The following is a 17,411-nucleotide window of genomic DNA, read 5'->3' as shown; positions in this document are numbered from 1 at the left end:
CCGTCGGCGTCTCCCCACTCCCCGGCTCAGGTGTAGGTGATCACGTAACCCTGGTCGCGCAGCGCCTGCTCGACGGCGAAGCGGTGCTCCGGCCCGCGAGTCTCGACGCTCAGCGTCACCTCCACCTCGTCCATGGCGAGGGTCGAGGACGTCCGCTCGTGGATCACGTCGAGGACACTGACCGCCATCTCGGCGAGGACCCTCAGGAGGATCTCCAGCGAGCCCGGCCGGTCGGAGATCCTCACCCGGAACGACAGGAAGCGTCCCGCCGCGGCCAGGCCGTGCCGGACCACGTTCATCAGGAGCAGCGGGTCGATGTTGCCGCCGCTGAGCACGCACACCAGCGGGCCTTCGCTGTCGTCGGCGAAGAGCTCGGGATGCTGCATGATCGCGGCGACGCCGGCGGCCCCCGCCGGCTCGACGACCAGCTTGGCGCGCTCGAGCAGGAGCAGGAGCGCCTCGCTCAGCGCCTCCTCGGTCACCGTGACGATGCGGTCGACGTAGCGCGCGATCTCCTCGTACGGCACGTGGCCGGGCAGCGAGACCGCGATGCCGTCGGCCATGGTGCGCTGCGCGACGACCGACGTCGGCCGTCCCTCGGCGAGCGACACCGGGTACGGGGCGACGCGCTCGGACTGGACCCCGACGATCCGGACGTCGGGTCGTAGCGTGCGGACGGCGAGCGCCACGCCGGCGATGAGTCCACCACCGCCGACCGGAACGACGATCGTCGAGGCGTCAGGCACCTGCTCCAGCAGCTCGAGTCCGAGCGTGCCCTGTCCGGCGACGATGTCGGGGTGGTCGAACGGGTGGATGAGGACGGCCCCGGTGCGCTCGGAGTAGGCGCGGGCGGCCTCGAGCGCCGACTCGACCGACGTTCCCGCGAGCTCGATCCGGGCTCCGTAGTCGCGGGTCGCGGCCAGCTTGGGCAACGGCGCCCCCTCCGGCATGAAGACGGTCGCGGTGGTCCCGAGCAGCGAGGCGGCGAGAGCGACGCCCTGCGCGTGGTTGCCCGCGCTGGCGGCGACCACGCCGCGAGCCTTCTCCTGGGCCGAGAGGTGGGAGATCCGGACGTACGCGCCACGGATCTTGAACGACCCGGCCCGCTGGAGGTTCTCGGCCTTGAGCAGCACGGGTCGTCCGAGGAGCGCGCTGAGCGGGCGCGAGGACTCGATCGGCGTGCGTACGGCCACGTCGGTGAGGAGGGCCGCAGCCGCGCGGACGTCGTCGAGGGTGACGGTCATGGCCTCCACCCTAGGACGGGCACCAGGGCGGCGGACGGTCGACCGCTACTCGGCGACGAGCGGCGGTGAGCCGCTCGCCGGCGCCACCCTGGCCGGGTCGCCACGCTCCGAGAGGTGGCGTACGACCGCATTGACGCAGGCCGCGAGCGGGACGGCGAGCAGCGCTCCGACGATCCCGGCGACGGTCACGCCGGCGGCGATCGCGAGGATGATCGCCAGCGGGTGGAGCTGCACGAGATGCCCCATGAGGAACGGCTGGAGGATGTGGGCCTCGACCTGCTGGACCGCGATCACGCCCAGCAGCATGAAGATCGCCGTCCACGGACCCTGGGCCACGAGCGCGACGAGGACCGCCACGAGCCCGGAGACGAACGCGCCCACGATCGGCACGAACGCACCCAGGAACACGAGGGTGGCGATCGCGAGGACCAGTGGCACCCCGAGGCCCCACGCCACACCGGCGATCCCGATCGCGTCGACGAGCGCGACCAGCACGGTGGCGCGGACGAAGGCCGTCAGCGAGGCCCAGGCGACGCGTCCGGAGGTGTCGACGGGGCTGCGGGCGTTGCGCGGGAAGATCCGGACGACCCAGTCCCAGATCCGACCGCCCTGGTAGAGGAAGAAGTACGTCGCGAACAAGACGATGAAGAACCCTGCGAGCAGGTGGGTCACCGTCGTCCCCAGCTCGGTGACGCGGTCGACGACCCCCGTGCCGCTGCTCCCCCACGCCTCGATGGTGCCCGTGACGCGGTCGATCCCGGCGTTGAGCTGGGCGTCGCTGAGTCCGAGTGGCCCGGTGCGCGCCCAGTCCTGGATCTCTTCCAGGCCGTCGACCACCTTGGTCCGCAGGTCGTCGAACTGCGCGGAGACCTGCTGCCCGACCAGGGTCAGCATCCCGACGACGGCGCCGATCCCCAGGACCATCACCAGCAGCGTCGCGAGCGCCCGAGGCACGTGGAGCCGCTCGAAGCGGTCGACGAAGGGCCTGATCAGCGCGGTGACGAGGATCGCGATCGCGACCGGGATGGTGATCTCGGAGAAGAAGCCGAGCAGCCACATGAGCCCCAGCCCTGCGGCGGCGATGATGATGAGACGCCAGCCCCACGAGGCGGCCAGCGCGATGCCGTACGGGACGTTGGGAGGGGTCGCGTCGGCAGGTGTGGCCGGAGGGAGCGCGGCGTACGGGCTCGAGGTCGGGACAGGATCGCCGAGGACGCCTGCCCGGTCGTCCCGCGCCGCGAGATCGCGCCGTGCGGTCGCTCGCATCCGCTCCACGAGCTCGTCGAGGCGGTCGCGACGGGACGGGGAGGACGAGATGGCGACCGACGGCCCGTCGGACAGCGACGCGTCGGCCGCGACGGTCTCCCCGTTGCCGTCGGCGCCTCTCCCGTCGCCTACCGGGCCTCTCCCGTCGCCGACAGCGCCGTCGTCACCGTCGGGCGGGAGCCCGTCCTTCCGGCCCGGAGTCATCGCGCCAGCCGCTCGAAGGCCGTCGCGAGGTCCGCGACGAGGTCGTCGGCCGTCTCGATGCCGACGCTGACGCGCACCAGGTCGGCGGGCACCTCCAGCGGGGAGCCGGCCGCGGACGCGTGGGTCATCCGACCGGGATGCTCGATCAGCGACTCGACGCCGCCCAGCGACTCGGCCAGCGTGAAGAGCTGGGTGTGCTCGACGACCTCGAGGGCGGCACCCTCGCCCGCAGCCATCCGGAAGGACACCATGCCGCCGAAGCGCTTCATCTGCCGGGCGGCCACCGCGTGGCCGGGGTGCTCGGGAAGTCCGGGGTAGATGACCTGGGACACCTCGGGTCGGCTCTGGAGGAAGGCCACGACGCGCTCCGCGTTGTCGCTGTGCCGGTCCATCCGGAGGGCGAGCGTGCGGAGCCCGCGCAGGACCAGCCACGAGTCGAACGGCCCGGCGACTGCACCCATGGAGTTCTGGTGGAAGGAAATCTGCTCGCCGATCCCCGCGTCGCGCACGACGATCGCGCCACCGACGACGTCGGAGTGACCGCCGGCGTACTTGGTCGTCGAGTGCACGACGATGTCGGCACCAAGCTCGAGCGGCTGCTGGAGGTAGGACGACGCGAACGTGTTGTCGACGACCAGCAAGGCGTCGGCGGCGTGCGCCACCTCGGCGAGGGCCTGGATGTCGGCGATGCCGAGGAGCGGGTTGGTCGGTGTCTCGACCCACACGATCCGGGTCGTCCCCGGGACGACGGCCGCGCGGACCGCCTCCACGTCGGAGATCGAGACCGGGTCGTACTCCAGGCCCCAGCGGGCGTGGACCTTGTCGAAGAGACGGTAGGTCCCGCCGTACGCGTCGTCGGGGATCACCACGTGGTCACCGGGCTGGGTCAGGGCGCGCAGCAGGGTGTCCTCGGCCGCGAGGCCGCTGGCGAAGGCGAACCCGCGCTCGCCGTGCTCGAGCGCGGCGAGGCACTCCTCGAGGGCGGTACGGGTGGGGTTGGCGCTCCGCGAGTACTCGTAGCCCTCGCGGAGCCCTCCCACACCGTCCTGCTTGTAGGTGCTGGTCGCATAGATCGGGGGCGTCACCGCGCCCGTACGGGGATCGGGGTCCTGGCCCGCGTGGATGGCCCGTGTCTCGAAACCGAAGTCGCTCACACCCGCGAGCGTATCCGTTCGTGGTACGGCGCATGGATGGCCGGATCAGGCGCTGTCACCTCATCGGTGAGGCAGCGCACCCTGCCGCGATCGTGCGGCGACGGCCACGTCGGGGAAGTCGGTGAAGACCCCGTCGACCCCGGCGGCGTAGAAGGTCCGCAGCTCGCCGCGGAGGTTGCCGCGGGCACGGGGATCGGTGCCCCGGCGGAAGTCGGCCGGAAGGAACTGGTTCTCCGCCCGGAACGTCCAGGCGTACACGTCCAACCCGCTCCGGTGGGCGTCGCGCACGACGGTCGTGGGATCGGCGAGCGCGCCGTCCGCGGTCCGCGGGATCAGTACGTCCTTCTCCGCGCTCAGGATGTCGGCATAGCGGGAGAGGGCACGAAGTCCCTTCGGGGTCACCATGTCGGCGTACGTCGTGGGGTCTCCCGACGCCACGTGGTCGTACGGAGATCCCGACGCACTGACGTTCTGCGCGAGCGGGACCCGCAGCCGCCTCGAGAGCGCCTGCAGGTTCGCGGTCTCGAACGACTGGACGGTGACCGGCGACCGGCGGTGGTTGAGACCCCGACGGTCCAGGGTTCGGACGAGCGGGTCCTCGAGGTTCTTGCCGATCGAGCGGAAGTACGTGGGGTGCTTGGTCTCGGGGGCGACACCGATGGGGCGGCCTCGGCGGAGGCTCTCCCTGCGCGCCAGGTCGAGCACCTCGTCGAAGGTGGGGACGGTGAACCGACCGTCGTAGACGGTGTTCCCGGGTCGGACGAGCGGCAACCGCTCCTTGGCCCGCAGCGTCTTCAGCTCTGCGAGGGTGAAGTCCTCGGTGAACCATCCGGTGACCGGGCGGCCGTCGATGGTCTTGGTCGTGCGGCGAGCGTTGAACCGCGGGTGGTCGGCGACGTCGGTGGTGCCCCCGATCTCGTTCTCGTGGCGGGCGACGAGCACCTTGTCCTTGGTGATCACCAGATCGGGCTCGATGACGTCCGCGCCCTGCCGGATCGCGAGCCCGTAGGCGGCGATGGTGTGCTCCGGGCGGTAGCCGGACGCACCGCGGTGCGCGATCACGACAGGCAGGCGGGCCGTGTGGTGGAACGCGCCCGCCACGCGGTCGGGTCGGTCGGTGGCCGTGCCGGGGGTGCCTGCGGCGGCGGGGCCGCCGGCGACGACGATCGCGGGCGCGACGAGGGAGGCGGCGATCCCCAGGAGGATGGTCGTGCGACGTGTTCTCATGGGGACATCGCAGCGTCCCCGGATGGCGTCGCGGCAGCTCCCCGAGGTGGTGCGCATGAACGGTGGACGAACTCCGGAGGGCGGAGGCGGAGCCCGGGACCTGCCCGACGTGATGCGTGCGTGGCGGGTGACGTCGCCGGGGCCGGTGGCCGGTGGCGGCGACCCACCGCTCGAGCTCGTCGAGGTTCCGCTGCCCTCCCCGCTGCCGGGCGAGCTGCTCGTCCGGGTCGAGGCCTGTGGCGTGTGCCGCACGGACCTTCACGTGGCGGAAGGGGACCTGCCCGTCCATCGTCACCGCGTCGTCCCCGGGCACGAGGTTGTCGGTCGGGTCGTCGGGGACGGCGGCGGGGTCCACGGCGGTGCCCTCGACGGCTGGTCGACCGGTGACCGGGTCGGCATCGCGTGGTTGCGGCACACCTGCGGGCGTTGCCGCTGGTGCGTGCGGGGAGCGGAGAACCTCTGCCCGTACGGACGTTTCACCGGCTGGGACGCCGACGGCGGCTACGCCGAGTTCGCGACGGTCCCCGCCGCCTTTGCCTACCGGCTCCCCGACGACGTCGCCGCCGTGTCGCTGGCACCGCTGCTCTGTGCCGGGATCATCGGCTACCGCGCCCTGCGCCGCGCCGCGCTCCCCGAGGGAGGAAGACTCGGCCTGTACGGCTTCGGCGGCAGCGCCCACCTGTGTGCTCAGGTCGCGATCGCTGCCGGGGCGACGGTCCACGTGCTGACGCGCGACGCCGCGGCGCAGCGGCTCGCGCTGGACCTCGGGGCGGCCTCGGCCGGTGGCGCGTACGACGCGCCGCCGGAACCCCTCGACGCCGCGGTCCTCTTCGCGCCGGTCGGCGATCTCGTCCCTGTGGCGCTGCGTGCCCTGGACCGTGGCGGGGTGCTCGCCGTCGCCGGCATCCACCTCTCGGACACGCCCCCTCTCGTCTACGAGTCGGAGCTGTTCTACGAGAAGGAGCTGCGCTCGGTCACCGCCAACACGCGCGACGACGGACGGGCCTTCCTCGATCTCGCCGTCCGTCACGGGGTCCGAGCGACGACCCACCCGTACCCCCTCGAGGAGGGACTCTCCGCGCTGCGAGACCTCAAGGCAGGTCGCTTCGACGGCGCGGCGGTGCTCGTGCCGTGAGGTGGCTGCTGCACCTGTCAGGTCCTGGAGACGGTGACGAGGTGCCGTAGCCGGTCCTCCATCGGAGACCACCGGTCCTCACCAGGGCCGAATGGCCTGACCGGACCGCCCACCGCGCCCGCGGACACATAACGCCGACCCGTGGGCGTCGTCCAGGTAAGGCTCCTGGCGTGGTCGCGGTCGACCCGCCACCCTCGCGTCTCCTTGAGGAGGTTGTCGGTGCGGCAGACCCCCTGCGCGTTGTCGAGCACCGTCTCTCCGCCGCGTGCATACGGGGTCGTGTGGTCGATCTCGCGCACACGGCACTCGCACCACGGACGGGCGCAGAGCTCGTCGGTGGCCCGGACCAGCCGAGCGACGCCGGCCGGGAAGCGACGCCGACGGGGATCGACGGCCTCAAGGCCGTGACCGTCGGGTCGCGTGAAGAATCGGCGCACCCACCCCTGCTCTCCCGAGGCGAGGCGACGCGCGAGCTCACCGGGCACCGGCCCGTAGCCCCGGAGCACCGCGGCCACGTCGTCGGTGCCGTACAGCGTCTCCGGGCGCATCAGCACGCCGATCTCGGTGACGATGGCGAGCGCGCCGTCGGCGGTCACCGAGGCCCCGGCGAGCCGCTCGACGGCAAGGTCGGAGGTGAGCTGCGCGATGGTGCGGGGATCTCCGTCGGAGTGACGGGCCGACGCCTCGTGGTCGAGCCGCTCCCACACGGGGGCGAGCTGTGCCGCAGGTGCGCAGATCGACAGGGTTGCCATCGCGTCGAGCTCCGGTCGCAGCCGCACGTGGCGCTCGTCGCGAGCGCGCACCGTCCGCACGAACGCAGCATGCGGGTCCTTCTCGATGACCAGCCGCCGGGCGGCCGCGGCGGCACGCCGAGGACCCAGCACGGCCAGGAACGGCGCCAGCTCGGCGTCGACCTCGGCGCGCTGGTCCGGAGCAAGGTAGACCGTCTCCCGGCAGACCGCGGCGACGACGGACTGGTTGACGACGCCGTCCTGCAGGAGTCTGCGGGCTGCCGGATGGTGCTCCAGGTCGCGGGTGAGCCGGTAGGTGGACTCCCCGGCGGTGGCCGAGGCCTGGCGCGCGAGCCCGATCTCGGCGAACAACGACCGGCAGACCTCCCGCTCGTCGGTGTGCGGACCGAGCACCTCCCGCCGACGGACGTCGAGGTCGGCGACCGCGTCGGTCTGGCACGCCTGCGCCATGCGCACGATGACCTCGCACAGGGCCACCGCCTCCACCGCACCGGCACCCGCGGCCACCGCCTCCTCCTCGGCGGCGTCGATCCGTGCGAGCGCGGCCGCGACCGCCTCACCGACCCGCTCCAGCAGGCCGGTGAGCAGGAGCTCTGTCATCGGATCGCTCATGTGTTCGATTCTAGCGCGGACGAGCGACAAGGGTGAGGACGTTGTCCACCGGTCAGATCGGGAACACTGAAGCGGCAGGCATGGTTGTAGGTGGAGCACCCGAGGAGGAAACAGATGTTCTCGTTCAAGACTCACCTCATCTCCCCCGACCAGGCCCTTCCCGGCCGCGAGGCCCGTCCGTTCTCGGTCGGTGACGAGCACCTCGTGCTCGGCACGCCGATCATGACCGAGCCACCGGAGGGCTACGAGGCCGTCGTCTTCGGTCTCGGATGCTTCTGGGGTGAGGAGCAGACCTTCTGGAACGTGCCGGGAGTCTGGTCGACATCGGTCGGCTACGCCGGCGGCTTCACCAAGAACCCCACGTACGAGGAGGTCTGCAGCGGCCGCACCGGGCACGCCGAGGTCGTCCGCGTGATCTACGACCCGGCCAAGGTCTCCTTCGACGACTTGCTCAGGGTCTTCTGGGAGAACCATGACCCCACCCAGGGGATGCGGCAGGGCAACGACCGTGGCACGCAGTACCGCTCGGTCATCTACACGACCACGCCGGAGCAGCTCGAGAAGGCCGAGGCGTCGCGCGCGGCGTACCAGAAGCGGATGACCGCCTCCGGCTACGGCGAGATCACCACCGAGATCCGGCCGCTGGGCGACTACTGGTACGCGGAGGACTACCACCAGCAGTACCTCGTGAAGAACCCGTTCGGCTACTGCCCGAACCACTCCACCGGCATCGCGTACGCCACGAGCTGATCGCATGCAGGGAGCGCCGGTCCGCACGGTGGTCGCCGCGGTCGCCCTTGTGGCGGCCGCGGCGTGCACCAGCGAGCGGACGACCGGCGACACGGCTCCGTCGTCACCGCCCGGCGCCACGACGGAGCCGGTCTCCGAGCCGTCGGTCTCCGAGCCGTCTGCCGCCGACCGGCCCGACCCCACCGCGACGCCCGCACTCCCCGCCGCCGGCAGCCCGGTGTCCCTCCCGGCGCTGATGGCGAAGGAGTACGACGGCCGAGCGCTGCGTCTCGGGGAGACGCTCGCCACCACCGAGGCCTACACGCGGCGTGCGGTCACCTACCGCAGCGGCGACCTCCGGATCTCGGGGATCCTCGTCGTCCCCCGGGGTCGTGGCCCGTTCCCCGTGCTGATCCTGGCGCACGGCTACATCGACCCGGCCGTCTACACCAGCGGCCGCGGGATGACGCGCGAGCAGGACTACCTCGCGCGCGCGGGGTATGCCGTCCTCCACGTCGACTACCGCAACCACGCCGGCTCGGACGACGACCCGACCGCCGAGCGCGACCTCCGGCTCGGCTACACCGAGGACGTCATCAACGCGGTCCTCGCCGTCCGCCGCTCCGGCGACCCGCGCCTCGACGGCGACCGCGTCGGCCTCGTCGGCCGTTCGATGGGGGGAGGCGTCGTCCAGAACGTCCTCGTCACGAAGCCGGGGCTCGTCGACGCCGCGGTCGTGTTCGCGTCCGTGAGCAGCGACACGGTCGACAACTACGAACGCTGGACGGCCGCCGAGCGCCCGGAGGTGGCCCGCCAGATCGTCCGCCGGCACGGCTCGCCGGAAGATGCCCCGGGCTTCTGGAAGCAGGTGTCTCCCCGGACCTACGTCGACCGCGTGACCGAGCCGCTGCTGATGCTGCACGGGACCGCCGACGACACCTGCCCTCCGCGCTGGTCCGAGCAGACCGCCGCGGCCTTCGAGCGCGCAGGCAAGGATGTCGAGCTCGTGACGTACGCCGGAGAAGGACACGCCTTCGGGCCGCAGTGGCCGCAGTCGATGCGGCGCACGGTGCGCTTCCTGCGGACCGAGATGGGCTAGCCCGCCATCGAGGCGTAGCGCTTGGCGGCGCGCGCCTTGGCCTTCTCGGCCTCGACCTCGCGGTCCTTGGGCGGCGCCTGCGTGACCAGGTCGGCAAGGAGGTGCTGGGTGACGTGCGCGACCTCGCGCACCGCCTGCTCGAACACCTCGGCGTTCGTCTGCGACGGCTTGGTCATCCCGCTGACCTTGCGGACGTACTGGAGCGCCGCGGCCTCGATCTCGTCGTCGGTCGCGTGCGGCTCGAAGTTGTGGAGGGTCCGGATGTTGCGGCACATGTCGTCCACGCTACGCCGCCGGGCGGACCTCGTCACGGCCTCGGCGCCACCCGGTGCCGTAGAGTCGCCCGCCATGGTGAGCGACGGTGCGACGCGATCGTGGTGGGGATGGGGCACGCTCGAGGAGGCGCTCGACTCGGGTGAGACGGACGCGCTGGTGAGCCGTACGGCCGCGCTGATGCCGTCACAGGACCTCACCGTTCACGCCCCACCTGTCGTCGACGACGACCTCCTCCCCGCCCGGCGGGTGACCCCACCGCCGTCGCTGGACCATCTCTGCTCCGTCGACCCCGTCGACCGCGCCGCGCACACCCACGGCAAGGCGTTCCGTGACATCGTGCGCAACCTCCGGGGCGACCTCGCGAACGCGCCCGACCTCGTGCTCCGGCCGCGCACCGAGGCCGATGTCGTCGCCATCCTCGACTGGTGCTCGGGCGCGGACGTCGCCGTCGTCCCGTACGGGGGCGGCACCTCCGTGGTCGGCGGCGTCGAGCCGCGGCTCGACGGTGACTTCGCCGGCGCGGTGTCGCTCGACGTGAGCGCGATGGACCAGGTGCTCGAGGTCGACCGGACCAGCCGTGCCGCCCGGATCCAGGCCGGCGTCCTCGGCCCGCACCTCGAGGACCAGCTCCGGCCGTACGACCTGACGCTCCGGCACTTCCCGCAGTCCTTCGCCTACTCGTCGCTGGGCGGCTGGCTCGCGACCCGCGCGGGCGGACACTTCGCGACGCTGCACACCCACATCGACGACCTGACCGAGTCGATGCGCGTCATCTCGCCGTACGGGACCGGTGAGTCGCGACGACTGCCGGGCTCGGGTGCGGGACCGTCCCCCGACCGGTTGTTTCTCGGGTCCGAGGGCACGCTCGGCGTCATCACCGAGGCATGGATGCGTCTCCAGGACCGGCCGCAGTGGCGCGCCGGCAGCTCGGTGCACTTCGCCGACTGGGCGTCGGCCGTCGAGGCGGTGCGCCACCTGGCGCAGTCGGGCCTGCACCCGGCGAACTGTCGTCTCCTCGACCCGGCCGAGGCCTTCCTCAACGCCGGCGTCTCGGTGGGCGGTGGCGTCCTCGTGCTGGGGTTCGAGTCGGCGGACCACCCGGTCGACGCCGCGCTGGAACGGGCGGTCGAGATCTGCCACGACCTGGGCGGCATCCTCGCCGGAGCGTCTCCGCCGGGCGGCGCGCGCGACGCCTCGGCGTCGACGTGGCGCTCGTCGTTCCTGCGGATGCCCTACCAGCGTGACGCGCTGGTGCAACGCTCGGTGATCGCCGAGACGTTCGAGACCGCGACGACGTGGGACCGCTTCCCCGCGCTGCACGCGGCGATCACGACCGCCGCCACGGACGCCGTTCGGGAGGTCTGCGGCGTGGGGGTCGTGACCTGCCGGTTCACCCACGTCTATCCCGACGGCCCCGCGCCGTACTACTCGGTCTACGCCGCCGGGCGCTGGGACGGCCTCGTCTCCCAGTGGGACGAGGTGAAGGCCGCCGTGTCGGAGGCGATCGTCGCCCACGGCGGCACGATCACGCACCACCACGCGGTCGGACGCGACCACCGGCGCTGGTACGACGAGCAGCGGCCCGAGCCGTACGCCGCCGCGCTCGCCGCGGTCAAGCGCGCCCTCGACCCGGCGGGGATCCTCAACCCCGGCGTCCTCCTGTGAGGACCGGGCCGGCCCTCAGCGCCGCGTCCACGCGAGGAGCTCGTCGAGAGGCCACGTGTCGACGACGCGTTCGGCGGTGATGCCTGCCGCCTCGGCACGCATGCAGGCGAGCCCCTGCCAGGAGAGCTGACCAGGCGCGTGCGCGTCGGTGTCGATCGAGAAGAGGCACCCGCGCTCGACCGCGACGTCGAGCAGCCGCGACGGCGGGTCACGGCGTTCGGGTCTGCTGTTGATCTCGAGCGCGGTGTCGAACTGCTTGCACGCCTCGAACACGATCTCGGGGTTGAAAGCCGACTCCGCCCGTGTGCCCCGCGATCCCTCCACCAGCCTCCCTGTGACGTGGCCGAGGACGTCGGTGTGGGGATTCGCGACCGCGGCCACCATGCGCCGGGTCATCGTGTCGGCATCGTCCTTCAACCGCGAGTGCACGCTCGCGACGACCACGTCGAGGCGCTCCAGCAGCTCAGGCGCCTGGTCGAGGCTCCCGTCGTCGAGGATGTCGACCTCGATGCCGGTGAGGACCCGGAACGGCGACAGCTCCTCGTTGAGCCGCTCCACGACGTCCAGCTGCTCACGGAGCCGCTCAGGAGAGAGCCCGCGGGCCACCGTGAGCCGGGGCGAGTGGTCGGTCAGCGCGCAGTAGTCGTGGCCGAGCCGGACCGCGGTCCGCATCATCTCCTCGATCGACGCTCCGCCGTCGGACCAGGTGGAGTGCGTGTGGAGGTCGCCGCGCAGGGCCGCACGCAGGGCGGTGTCGTCACCAGGGACCGGCTCGTCCTCCTCCCGCAGCCGCGCGAGGGTGTCGGGCACCCGGCCGGCCGAGGCCTGCGCGATCACCGCCGCCGTCTTGGCTCCGACACCGCTCAGCTCCGACCAGGAGTCCCGCTCGGCCAGCTGCGCCCGACGGTCCTCGTCGAGGGCGTCGTAGACGTCCGCGGCCTTGCGGTAGGCCATGGGCCGCCGCGGCTCGGAGCGAGAGCGCTCCAGCAGGTAGGCGATCTCACGCAGGGCAGCAGAAGGCCCGGTGTCGGTGAGATTCATCCCCGGCACCGGGCCGTCGCTCGCGACGCGGCGGTCGTACGACCGCGGTCAGACCCGCATCTGGTAGGTGAGGCAGTCGGCCTTGTCCTTGCCGGGCCCGACCCGGATGGCGTCGGCGGTGCACTCGAGCTCTGCGTTGTGAACACAGTCCGTACGGTGGCACGCTCCGACGCGCGCCACCACCTTGGAGAGGCCTCCGCTCGGTCCGATGTCGAGGAACGTGCCGCACAGCGGGTCGTCCACCGTGCCGGAGATCGTGATCGCGCCGGCGTGGCACTCGTGCTCGTGGTTGTAGGAGCAGCCTGCCGCTGCGCACCCGTTGACCGCGGGAAGATCCGTGACGCTCATGCCGTGCCCCCTGCTCGATGGCCAGTGCCTCAGGCTAGAACGGGGTCCCCGCCGTAAGGCAAGACTCAGCGGCCGTCACCTTAGGCGAGGCTTCCCCCGGAGAACGACCCCTGGACACGACACTGGGTCCGGTGCCGTCCCTCCCGGACACCGGACCCAGTGGTCTTGCGGGCACCGGCGCGTACGTGGGCGTGACGCGCGCGGTGCCCGGCTCGAGGCGCTCAGAACTGGATCGGACCAGCCTGCAGCGTCATCTTGTTGCCGCTGCCCGAGAGCAGCGAGGTGAGGAGCAGGTCGCGACCGCTGGTCGGACCGATCTTGTAGCCGCAGCCCTGGAACTTCGGGATCGTGTACTCACCCTCGAGCTGCACCGGCTCGGTGAGCGAGAAGGGCGTTGTCGAGCGGAGCGTCGTGGTGATCTCACCCGTGCCACAGCCGCTGCGGACGATGTTGAGGAACGGCAGGAGGTCGGAGGAGACCCGCGGGACAGCCAGCCGGAACGAGAGGTCGACGCTGACCACGCCGTCTTCACCGACGGTGGCCGCCGTCGGGCTGGTCTGGACCAGCTTCACGGTGGAGGTCGTGTCACCGAGCCCGGGGATGCCGAGGAGGCGGATGTGGGCCTCGATCGGGGGAATGTTGACGTCTCCGACGACCGTGATCGGCGGGCCGAAGTTGAAGTCACCGTCGAGCGAGGCACCCTCGGGGATCTGCAGGGTGGCGTTCTGCTTGGCCACGGTGGCCGTGCCCGTGATCGGCAGCGTGACGGGCTGTGCGTTGGCGGGCGCGGTCGTGGCAACGAGGCTGCCGAGGACCAGGGCCCCGACGGCGGCGAGGCCACCGAGCTGCTTGCGGATGGACATGGGTCTCCCTCCCATTGGACGGCACGCTCGCGGGGTCGCCCTCGGGGGTCGGGCCGTCTGTGTCGTAGATCACGCAGACTACTGAGAGGTAACGTCGACTGCAACCCTGGGTTACAGACGTGACGGCACCCTCAGGTTGTGTGAAGCGGAGCCTCAGCCGACGAGGCGGGTGCGCAGGCCGTCCACGACCCGCGCGGCGGCCCCGGCGTCGTACAGCCAGCCCGCCGTCCCACCGGGATGGGCGTCCCAGACGTCGAGCACGGCGTCGATGGCGTCCTGCGGGATCGCGAGGTAGGAGGAGGGGGCACGTCGCGACGGATCGATCTGCGGTGCGATCCGGAGCCGCTGCAGCACCGCGTCCATCGCTGCGCCGGTCGCCAGGTAGTCCTTCACCACCGCGTCGCGCGAGACACCCGCCGTACGCAGCAGCATGGCCACGGCCACCCCCGTACGGTCCTTGCCCGCCGCGCAGTGCAGGAGCGTCGCGCCGTCGTGGTCGGCGACCAGCGTCGCGACCTGCACCAGCTCGGCGCGGGCCACCTCCAGCATGCCGAGGTACAGCGCCTCCAGCCCGCCGGTGGCCATCCGCGCCACGACCTGCGGGCTCGCCGACTGAGGGCCGTCGGGACGCAGAGCCTCGAGCAGCGAGATCTGACGCACGGTGGCACCGGTGGGGGCGAGAGGGTGCTCGGGGCCGGACTCCGCCGACGAGCGCAGGTCGAGGACCAGGCTCGGCGGCCACGGCAGCCCTCGAGGGTCACGGTCGTCGATGCTCGGCATGGCCGAGCGCAGCAGGACACCGTGCACCGTCGTGGCGCCGTCCTCGGTCGGCAGCCCACCGAGGTCGCGGAGGTTGGGCGTGGTCGTCGCGTCAGACATCCGCCACCTCGGGGAGCACCTGCTCGCCGAGCAGCGCGAGGTGGTCGAGGTCTGCGAGGTCGAGCACCTGCAGGTAGATCCGCTGCGACCCCTCGCCGGCGAAGGTCGCGATCCGGTCGACCACCTCCTGCGGCGTCCCGCAGAGTCCGTTGGTGCGCAGGTCGTCCACGTCGCGCCCGATGGCTTCCGCCCGACGTCGGATCTCCGCCTCGTCGCGACCGCAGCACACCACGAGCGCGCTCGAGTAGGTGAGGTCGTCGGGGTCGCGGCCGATCTCCTCGCACGCGGCACGCACGCGGTCGTACTTGGCCCGGTGCTCCTCCGGCAGGGTGAACGGGAGGTTGAACTCGTCGGCGTAGCGAGCCGCGAGCGCCGGGGTCCGCCGGCGCCCGTGCCCGCCGACGAGGACCGGGGGACGCGGCGTCTGGGTCGGCTTCGGCAGCGCCGGAGAGTCGGTCAGCGTGTAGTGGTCTCCCGCGAAGGAGAACCGCTTGCCCGTCGGGGTCTCCCACAGCCCGGTGAGGATAGCGAGCTGCTCCTCGAACCGATCGAAGCGTTCGCCCGTCGACGGGAAGGGGATGCCGTACGCCTCGTGCTCCTCGGCGAACCAGCCCGCGCCGAGCCCGATCTCGACCCGGCCCCCGCTCATCTGGTCGACCTGCGCGACCTGGATCGCAAGCACGCCGGGGTGCCGGAACGTGGCCGACGTCATCAGCGTGCCGAGGCGGATGGTCGACGTGTCGCGGGCGAGACCGGCGAGCGTCGTCCAGGCGTCGGTCGGCCCCGGGAGCCCGTCACCTCCTCCCATCACCAGGTAGTGGTCGGATCGGAAGAAGGCCCCGAACCCCTGCTCCTCGGTGGCCAGCGCGACCGCCAGCAGGTCGTCGTACGTGGCGCCCTGCTGTGGCTCGGTGAAGATTCGCAGCTCCATACACCCACTCTGCCATCCACGGCGAACGCCCGGTGCCGGGGCGATCCACAGGCCCACTCGCAAGACTGTTGCGTTGCGCCCTTTGTGCCCTAGTGTGTAGCGAGCCGTCCTGGAACATATCCAGTTCGGCCTGTGACAACCCCCCGGACCGACCCCTCGCTGCTTACCCCCGCGGCGTGACGGGTCGAGGAAGAAGTCAAACCACCGTGCGCGCTGCAAAGAAGCTCGTCGCGGCGGCGGGACTGGTGCTGCTGCCTGCGCTCCTGATCTCCGCCCCCGCCCACGCCACTGTCTCCACCACCTATGGTCACACCTCGGTCTGCAAGGACCTGGACACCGGCAAGCTCGAACCCACGGGCGACAAGAAGTACGTGAAGATCACGGCGCCCGAGGGCAAGCTCATCTCCGGCTACTGCGTGAAGACCGACTCCAAGCGCGGCGTCGAGTACGTCAAGGTCAACCCGCCGGCCGAGAGCGTGAAGATCAGCCACGCGTGCAAGGACGTGGTCCACTACTCGGTCACGTACGTGCCGGCTGGCAAGCCGACCCCCTCGCCCTCACCGTCGCCGTCGGCGCCCCCCCCGCCGTCTGAGACTCCGACGACCGAGCCGACGACCGAGCCGACCCCGACCCAGCCGACCACGGAGCCGACCGAGACGGAGCCGACCAGCCCCGCCACGGAGCCGACGACCGAGCCGACCGAGACGGAGCCGACCAGCCCCGCCACGGAGACCTCTCCGACGCCGTCGGAGGATGTCGCCCCGGCGACCGAGACCGCTCCCGGTGACGATGACGACAGCGACAACGGTGTCGCAGGCGATGACGAGACCGCCCCGACTGCTGTCGACGCCGGTCTGACGAGCAGCACCACGCCGGGGTCCACCACCTGGATGGCCACCGTCGCGGGCCTCGGAGGCGCCGTCCTCCTCGCCGCCGCGGCCTACCTGATGCGGATGCGCAAGCGCGGTGACCACCGAGCCTGATCTCGTCACCGTCCGCCGCGAGGCGCGTGCCCGTCGCCGGGCACGCGCCCGCGTGCGGATGGCGGTCGCCGTCGTTGCAGGCGCCGCGGGCCTCCTCTGCACCTGGGTGGCCTTCGGCGCCTCTGCGTCGTTCAACGACGAGGACGGCTCCGGCACACCGACCGCGGCCGCTCCGGTCGCCTCCGAGAGCGCTGAGGCCATCCTTGCCGAGACGCCCGCCCGCAAGCTGCCCGCCGGACGCGCCGCCAAACCGGTCCTCGTGCGGGTGCCCGCACTGGAGGTTGTCGCCCCGGTCGCGCCGATGAGCGCCGTCGACGGAGTGCTGACCCCTCCCGCCGACGCCTCGATGGTCGGCTGGTGGGACGACGGCGCACGACCGGGAGCCTCCAAGGGCACGGTCGTGGTCGCCGGACACACGGTCCACACAGGCGGAGGCGCTTTCGACGACCTCGGCCAGCTCGAGCCCGGCACGAAGGTCGCCGTCAGGACCAAGCGCGGAGTCGTCCGCTACGTCGTCCGCCGGGTGGAGACCTACGACAAGGCGACCCTCGCCGAGAAGTCCGCACGACTCTTCCGACAGAAGGGCCGCCCGCGTCTCCTCCTCATCACCTGCGAGGACTGGGACGGCACGGGCTACCGCTCCAACACCGTCGTCTTCGCCACGCCGGTGCCGCGCCGCTGAGACACCCCGCCGTCAGTCCTCAAGTCCCTCCTCCTCGCGACGACGCCGCGCGATCAGGAACGAGCCGGCAGCGACCAGCAGGAGCGCCACCGCCCCGATCCAACCGGCAGGACCACCCGTGCCGGGGAGATCCGGGAACCCCGGACCGGCAGGTGTGCTCGGACCACCAGGACCACCAGGCCCATCGGGACCACCGGGACCCGGTGGCGACGGCTCGGTCGGCGTCTCGTGGGTCGTCGTCCGACAGTCGTCCTCGTCCGCCGGCGCCGCCGCACGGGCGGCAGGCAGGTCCGGACCCTCAGGCGGACACGGCTCAGCCCC

Annotated in this window: 18 protein-coding genes; 6 read left to right on the top strand and 12 right to left on the bottom strand. The window is 71.9% G+C overall.

Going from position 1 to position 17,411, the window contains the following annotated elements:
- Nucleotides 1-26: 26 nt before the first annotated feature.
- Genes ilvA through KV100_RS14305 form a run of 4 tightly spaced genes read right to left on the bottom strand, consistent with a single transcriptional unit; the run spans nucleotide 27 to nucleotide 5,095 of the window.
- Complete coding sequence (gene ilvA / locus KV100_RS14320; RefSeq protein ID WP_220343785.1) at nucleotides 27-1,244, bottom strand: threonine ammonia-lyase; 1,218 nt, start codon at nucleotides 1,242-1,244, stop codon at nucleotides 27-29.
- A gap of 45 nt (nucleotides 1,245-1,289) precedes the next feature.
- Nucleotides 1,290-2,714, bottom strand: coding sequence for an AI-2E family transporter (locus KV100_RS14315; protein ID WP_255559599.1), 1,425 nt, complete (start codon nucleotides 2,712-2,714; stop codon nucleotides 1,290-1,292).
- Entirely contained in the window at nucleotides 2,711-3,868 is a 1,158-nt protein-coding gene (locus tag KV100_RS14310; RefSeq protein WP_220343784.1) for a cystathionine gamma-synthase, read from the bottom strand. The genes KV100_RS14315 and KV100_RS14310 overlap by 4 nt, the downstream gene beginning before the upstream one ends.
- Before the next feature lie 60 nt (nucleotides 3,869-3,928).
- Entirely contained in the window at nucleotides 3,929-5,095 is a 1,167-nt protein-coding gene (locus KV100_RS14305) for a glycerophosphodiester phosphodiesterase (protein ID WP_220343783.1), read from the bottom strand.
- A 22-nt stretch (nucleotides 5,096-5,117) separates the two neighbouring features.
- Here KV100_RS14305 and KV100_RS14300 point away from each other — a divergent pair, with 22 nt between their 5' ends.
- A complete protein-coding gene (locus KV100_RS14300) occupies nucleotides 5,118-6,230 on the top strand; it encodes a zinc-binding alcohol dehydrogenase family protein (protein ID WP_255560895.1) in 1,113 nt (370 codons plus the stop codon).
- A 17-nt stretch (nucleotides 6,231-6,247) separates the two neighbouring features.
- On the opposite strand, the gene KV100_RS14295 is transcribed toward KV100_RS14300, so the two are convergent.
- A complete protein-coding gene (locus tag KV100_RS14295) occupies nucleotides 6,248-7,594 on the bottom strand; it encodes an HNH endonuclease signature motif containing protein (RefSeq protein ID WP_220343782.1) in 1,347 nt (448 codons plus the stop codon).
- Between the two features lie 114 nt (nucleotides 7,595-7,708).
- Between KV100_RS14295 and msrA the strand changes: the two genes are divergently transcribed.
- A complete protein-coding gene (gene msrA, locus KV100_RS14290; RefSeq protein WP_220343781.1) occupies nucleotides 7,709-8,344 on the top strand; it encodes a peptide-methionine (S)-S-oxide reductase MsrA in 636 nt (211 codons plus the stop codon).
- Between the two features lie 4 nt (nucleotides 8,345-8,348).
- Entirely contained in the window at nucleotides 8,349-9,422 is a 1,074-nt protein-coding gene (locus KV100_RS14285; protein ID WP_255559601.1) for a S9 family peptidase, read from the top strand.
- Here the strand turns inward: KV100_RS14285 and KV100_RS14280 are convergent.
- Nucleotides 9,419-9,697, bottom strand: coding sequence for a DUF2277 domain-containing protein (locus KV100_RS14280; protein WP_220343780.1), 279 nt, complete (start codon nucleotides 9,695-9,697; stop codon nucleotides 9,419-9,421). The two genes, KV100_RS14285 and KV100_RS14280, sit on opposite strands and share 4 nt — an antisense overlap.
- A 73-nt stretch (nucleotides 9,698-9,770) precedes the next feature.
- Between KV100_RS14280 and KV100_RS14275 the strand changes: the two genes are divergently transcribed.
- A complete protein-coding gene (locus KV100_RS14275; protein ID WP_220343779.1) occupies nucleotides 9,771-11,363 on the top strand; it encodes an FAD-binding oxidoreductase in 1,593 nt (530 codons plus the stop codon).
- A gap of 15 nt (nucleotides 11,364-11,378) precedes the next feature.
- Here KV100_RS14275 and KV100_RS14270 read toward each other — a convergent pair whose 3' ends face one another.
- The 5 genes from KV100_RS14270 to KV100_RS14250 all read right to left on the bottom strand — a co-directional run bounded on the left by KV100_RS14270 (nucleotide 11,379) and on the right by KV100_RS14250 (nucleotide 15,425).
- Nucleotides 11,379-12,404 (bottom strand): PHP domain-containing protein, encoded by a 1,026-nt coding sequence (locus KV100_RS14270; protein WP_220343778.1) that lies wholly within the window; start codon nucleotides 12,402-12,404, stop codon nucleotides 11,379-11,381.
- Between the two features lie 48 nt (nucleotides 12,405-12,452).
- On the bottom strand, nucleotides 12,453-12,752 hold the full coding sequence (locus KV100_RS14265; protein WP_220343777.1) for a DUF1540 domain-containing protein: 300 nt from the start codon (nucleotides 12,750-12,752) through the stop codon (nucleotides 12,453-12,455).
- A gap of 221 nt (nucleotides 12,753-12,973) precedes the next feature.
- A complete protein-coding gene (locus KV100_RS14260) occupies nucleotides 12,974-13,615 on the bottom strand; it encodes a hypothetical protein (RefSeq protein WP_220343776.1) in 642 nt (213 codons plus the stop codon).
- 153 nt (nucleotides 13,616-13,768) lie between these two features.
- On the bottom strand, nucleotides 13,769-14,494 hold the full coding sequence (locus KV100_RS14255; protein ID WP_220343775.1) for a tyrosine-protein phosphatase: 726 nt from the start codon (nucleotides 14,492-14,494) through the stop codon (nucleotides 13,769-13,771).
- Nucleotides 14,487-15,425 carry an LLM class F420-dependent oxidoreductase gene (locus KV100_RS14250; protein WP_220343774.1) on the bottom strand — a complete coding sequence of 313 codons (939 nt, stop codon included), beginning with the start codon at nucleotides 15,423-15,425 and terminating at the stop codon, nucleotides 14,487-14,489. The genes KV100_RS14255 and KV100_RS14250 overlap by 8 nt, the downstream gene beginning before the upstream one ends.
- A gap of 206 nt (nucleotides 15,426-15,631) precedes the next feature.
- Between KV100_RS14250 and KV100_RS14245 the strand changes: the two genes are divergently transcribed.
- Both KV100_RS14245 and KV100_RS14240 read left to right on the top strand, forming a co-directional pair.
- On the top strand, nucleotides 15,632-16,408 hold the full coding sequence (locus tag KV100_RS14245; protein WP_220343773.1) for a hypothetical protein: 777 nt from the start codon (nucleotides 15,632-15,634) through the stop codon (nucleotides 16,406-16,408).
- On the top strand, nucleotides 16,392-17,090 hold the full coding sequence (locus tag KV100_RS14240; protein WP_308291451.1) for a class F sortase: 699 nt from the start codon (nucleotides 16,392-16,394) through the stop codon (nucleotides 17,088-17,090). Before KV100_RS14245 ends, KV100_RS14240 begins: the two co-directional genes overlap by 17 nt.
- Nucleotides 17,091-17,102: 12 nt before the next feature.
- Here the strand turns inward: KV100_RS14240 and KV100_RS14235 are convergent.
- The coding region (locus KV100_RS14235; RefSeq protein ID WP_220343772.1) for an LPXTG cell wall anchor domain-containing protein at nucleotides 17,103-17,411 on the bottom strand (309 nt) is incomplete at its 5' end.

It is taken from the genome of Mumia sp. zg.B21, from assembly GCF_019550855.1.
Lineage (GTDB): Bacteria > Actinomycetota > Actinomycetes > Propionibacteriales > Nocardioidaceae > Mumia.
The sequence above is the reverse complement of the archived record's forward strand: the minus strand, read 5'-3'. Positions and strand labels throughout refer to the sequence as shown.

Bases quoted from the DNA above. Each gene is read 5' to 3' on its own strand.
- ilvA (WP_220343785.1), bottom strand. From the start codon at position 1,244: ATGACCGTCACCCTCGACGACGTCCGCGCGGCTGCGGCCCTCCTCACC.
- KV100_RS14315 (WP_255559599.1), bottom strand. From the start codon at position 2,714: ATGACTCCGGGCCGGAAGGACGGGCTCCCGCCCGACGGTGACGACGGC.
- KV100_RS14305 (WP_220343783.1), bottom strand. From the start codon at position 5,095: ATGAGAACACGTCGCACGACCATCCTCCTGGGGATCGCCGCCTCCCTC.
- KV100_RS14300 (WP_255560895.1), top strand. From the start codon at position 5,118: ATGGCGTCGCGGCAGCTCCCCGAGGTGGTGCGCATGAACGGTGGACGA.
- KV100_RS14295 (WP_220343782.1), bottom strand. From the start codon at position 7,594: ATGAGCGATCCGATGACAGAGCTCCTGCTCACCGGCCTGCTGGAGCGG.
- msrA (WP_220343781.1), top strand. From the start codon at position 7,709: ATGTTCTCGTTCAAGACTCACCTCATCTCCCCCGACCAGGCCCTTCCC.
- KV100_RS14285 (WP_255559601.1), top strand. From the start codon at position 8,349: ATGCAGGGAGCGCCGGTCCGCACGGTGGTCGCCGCGGTCGCCCTTGTG.
- KV100_RS14280 (WP_220343780.1), bottom strand. From the start codon at position 9,697: ATGTGCCGCAACATCCGGACCCTCCACAACTTCGAGCCGCACGCGACC.
- KV100_RS14275 (WP_220343779.1), top strand. From the start codon at position 9,771: ATGGTGAGCGACGGTGCGACGCGATCGTGGTGGGGATGGGGCACGCTC.
- KV100_RS14270 (WP_220343778.1), bottom strand. From the start codon at position 12,404: ATGAATCTCACCGACACCGGGCCTTCTGCTGCCCTGCGTGAGATCGCC.
- KV100_RS14265 (WP_220343777.1), bottom strand. From the start codon at position 12,752: ATGAGCGTCACGGATCTTCCCGCGGTCAACGGGTGCGCAGCGGCAGGC.
- KV100_RS14260 (WP_220343776.1), bottom strand. From the start codon at position 13,615: ATGTCCATCCGCAAGCAGCTCGGTGGCCTCGCCGCCGTCGGGGCCCTG.
- KV100_RS14255 (WP_220343775.1), bottom strand. From the start codon at position 14,494: ATGTCTGACGCGACGACCACGCCCAACCTCCGCGACCTCGGTGGGCTG.
- KV100_RS14250 (WP_220343774.1), bottom strand. From the start codon at position 15,425: ATGGAGCTGCGAATCTTCACCGAGCCACAGCAGGGCGCCACGTACGAC.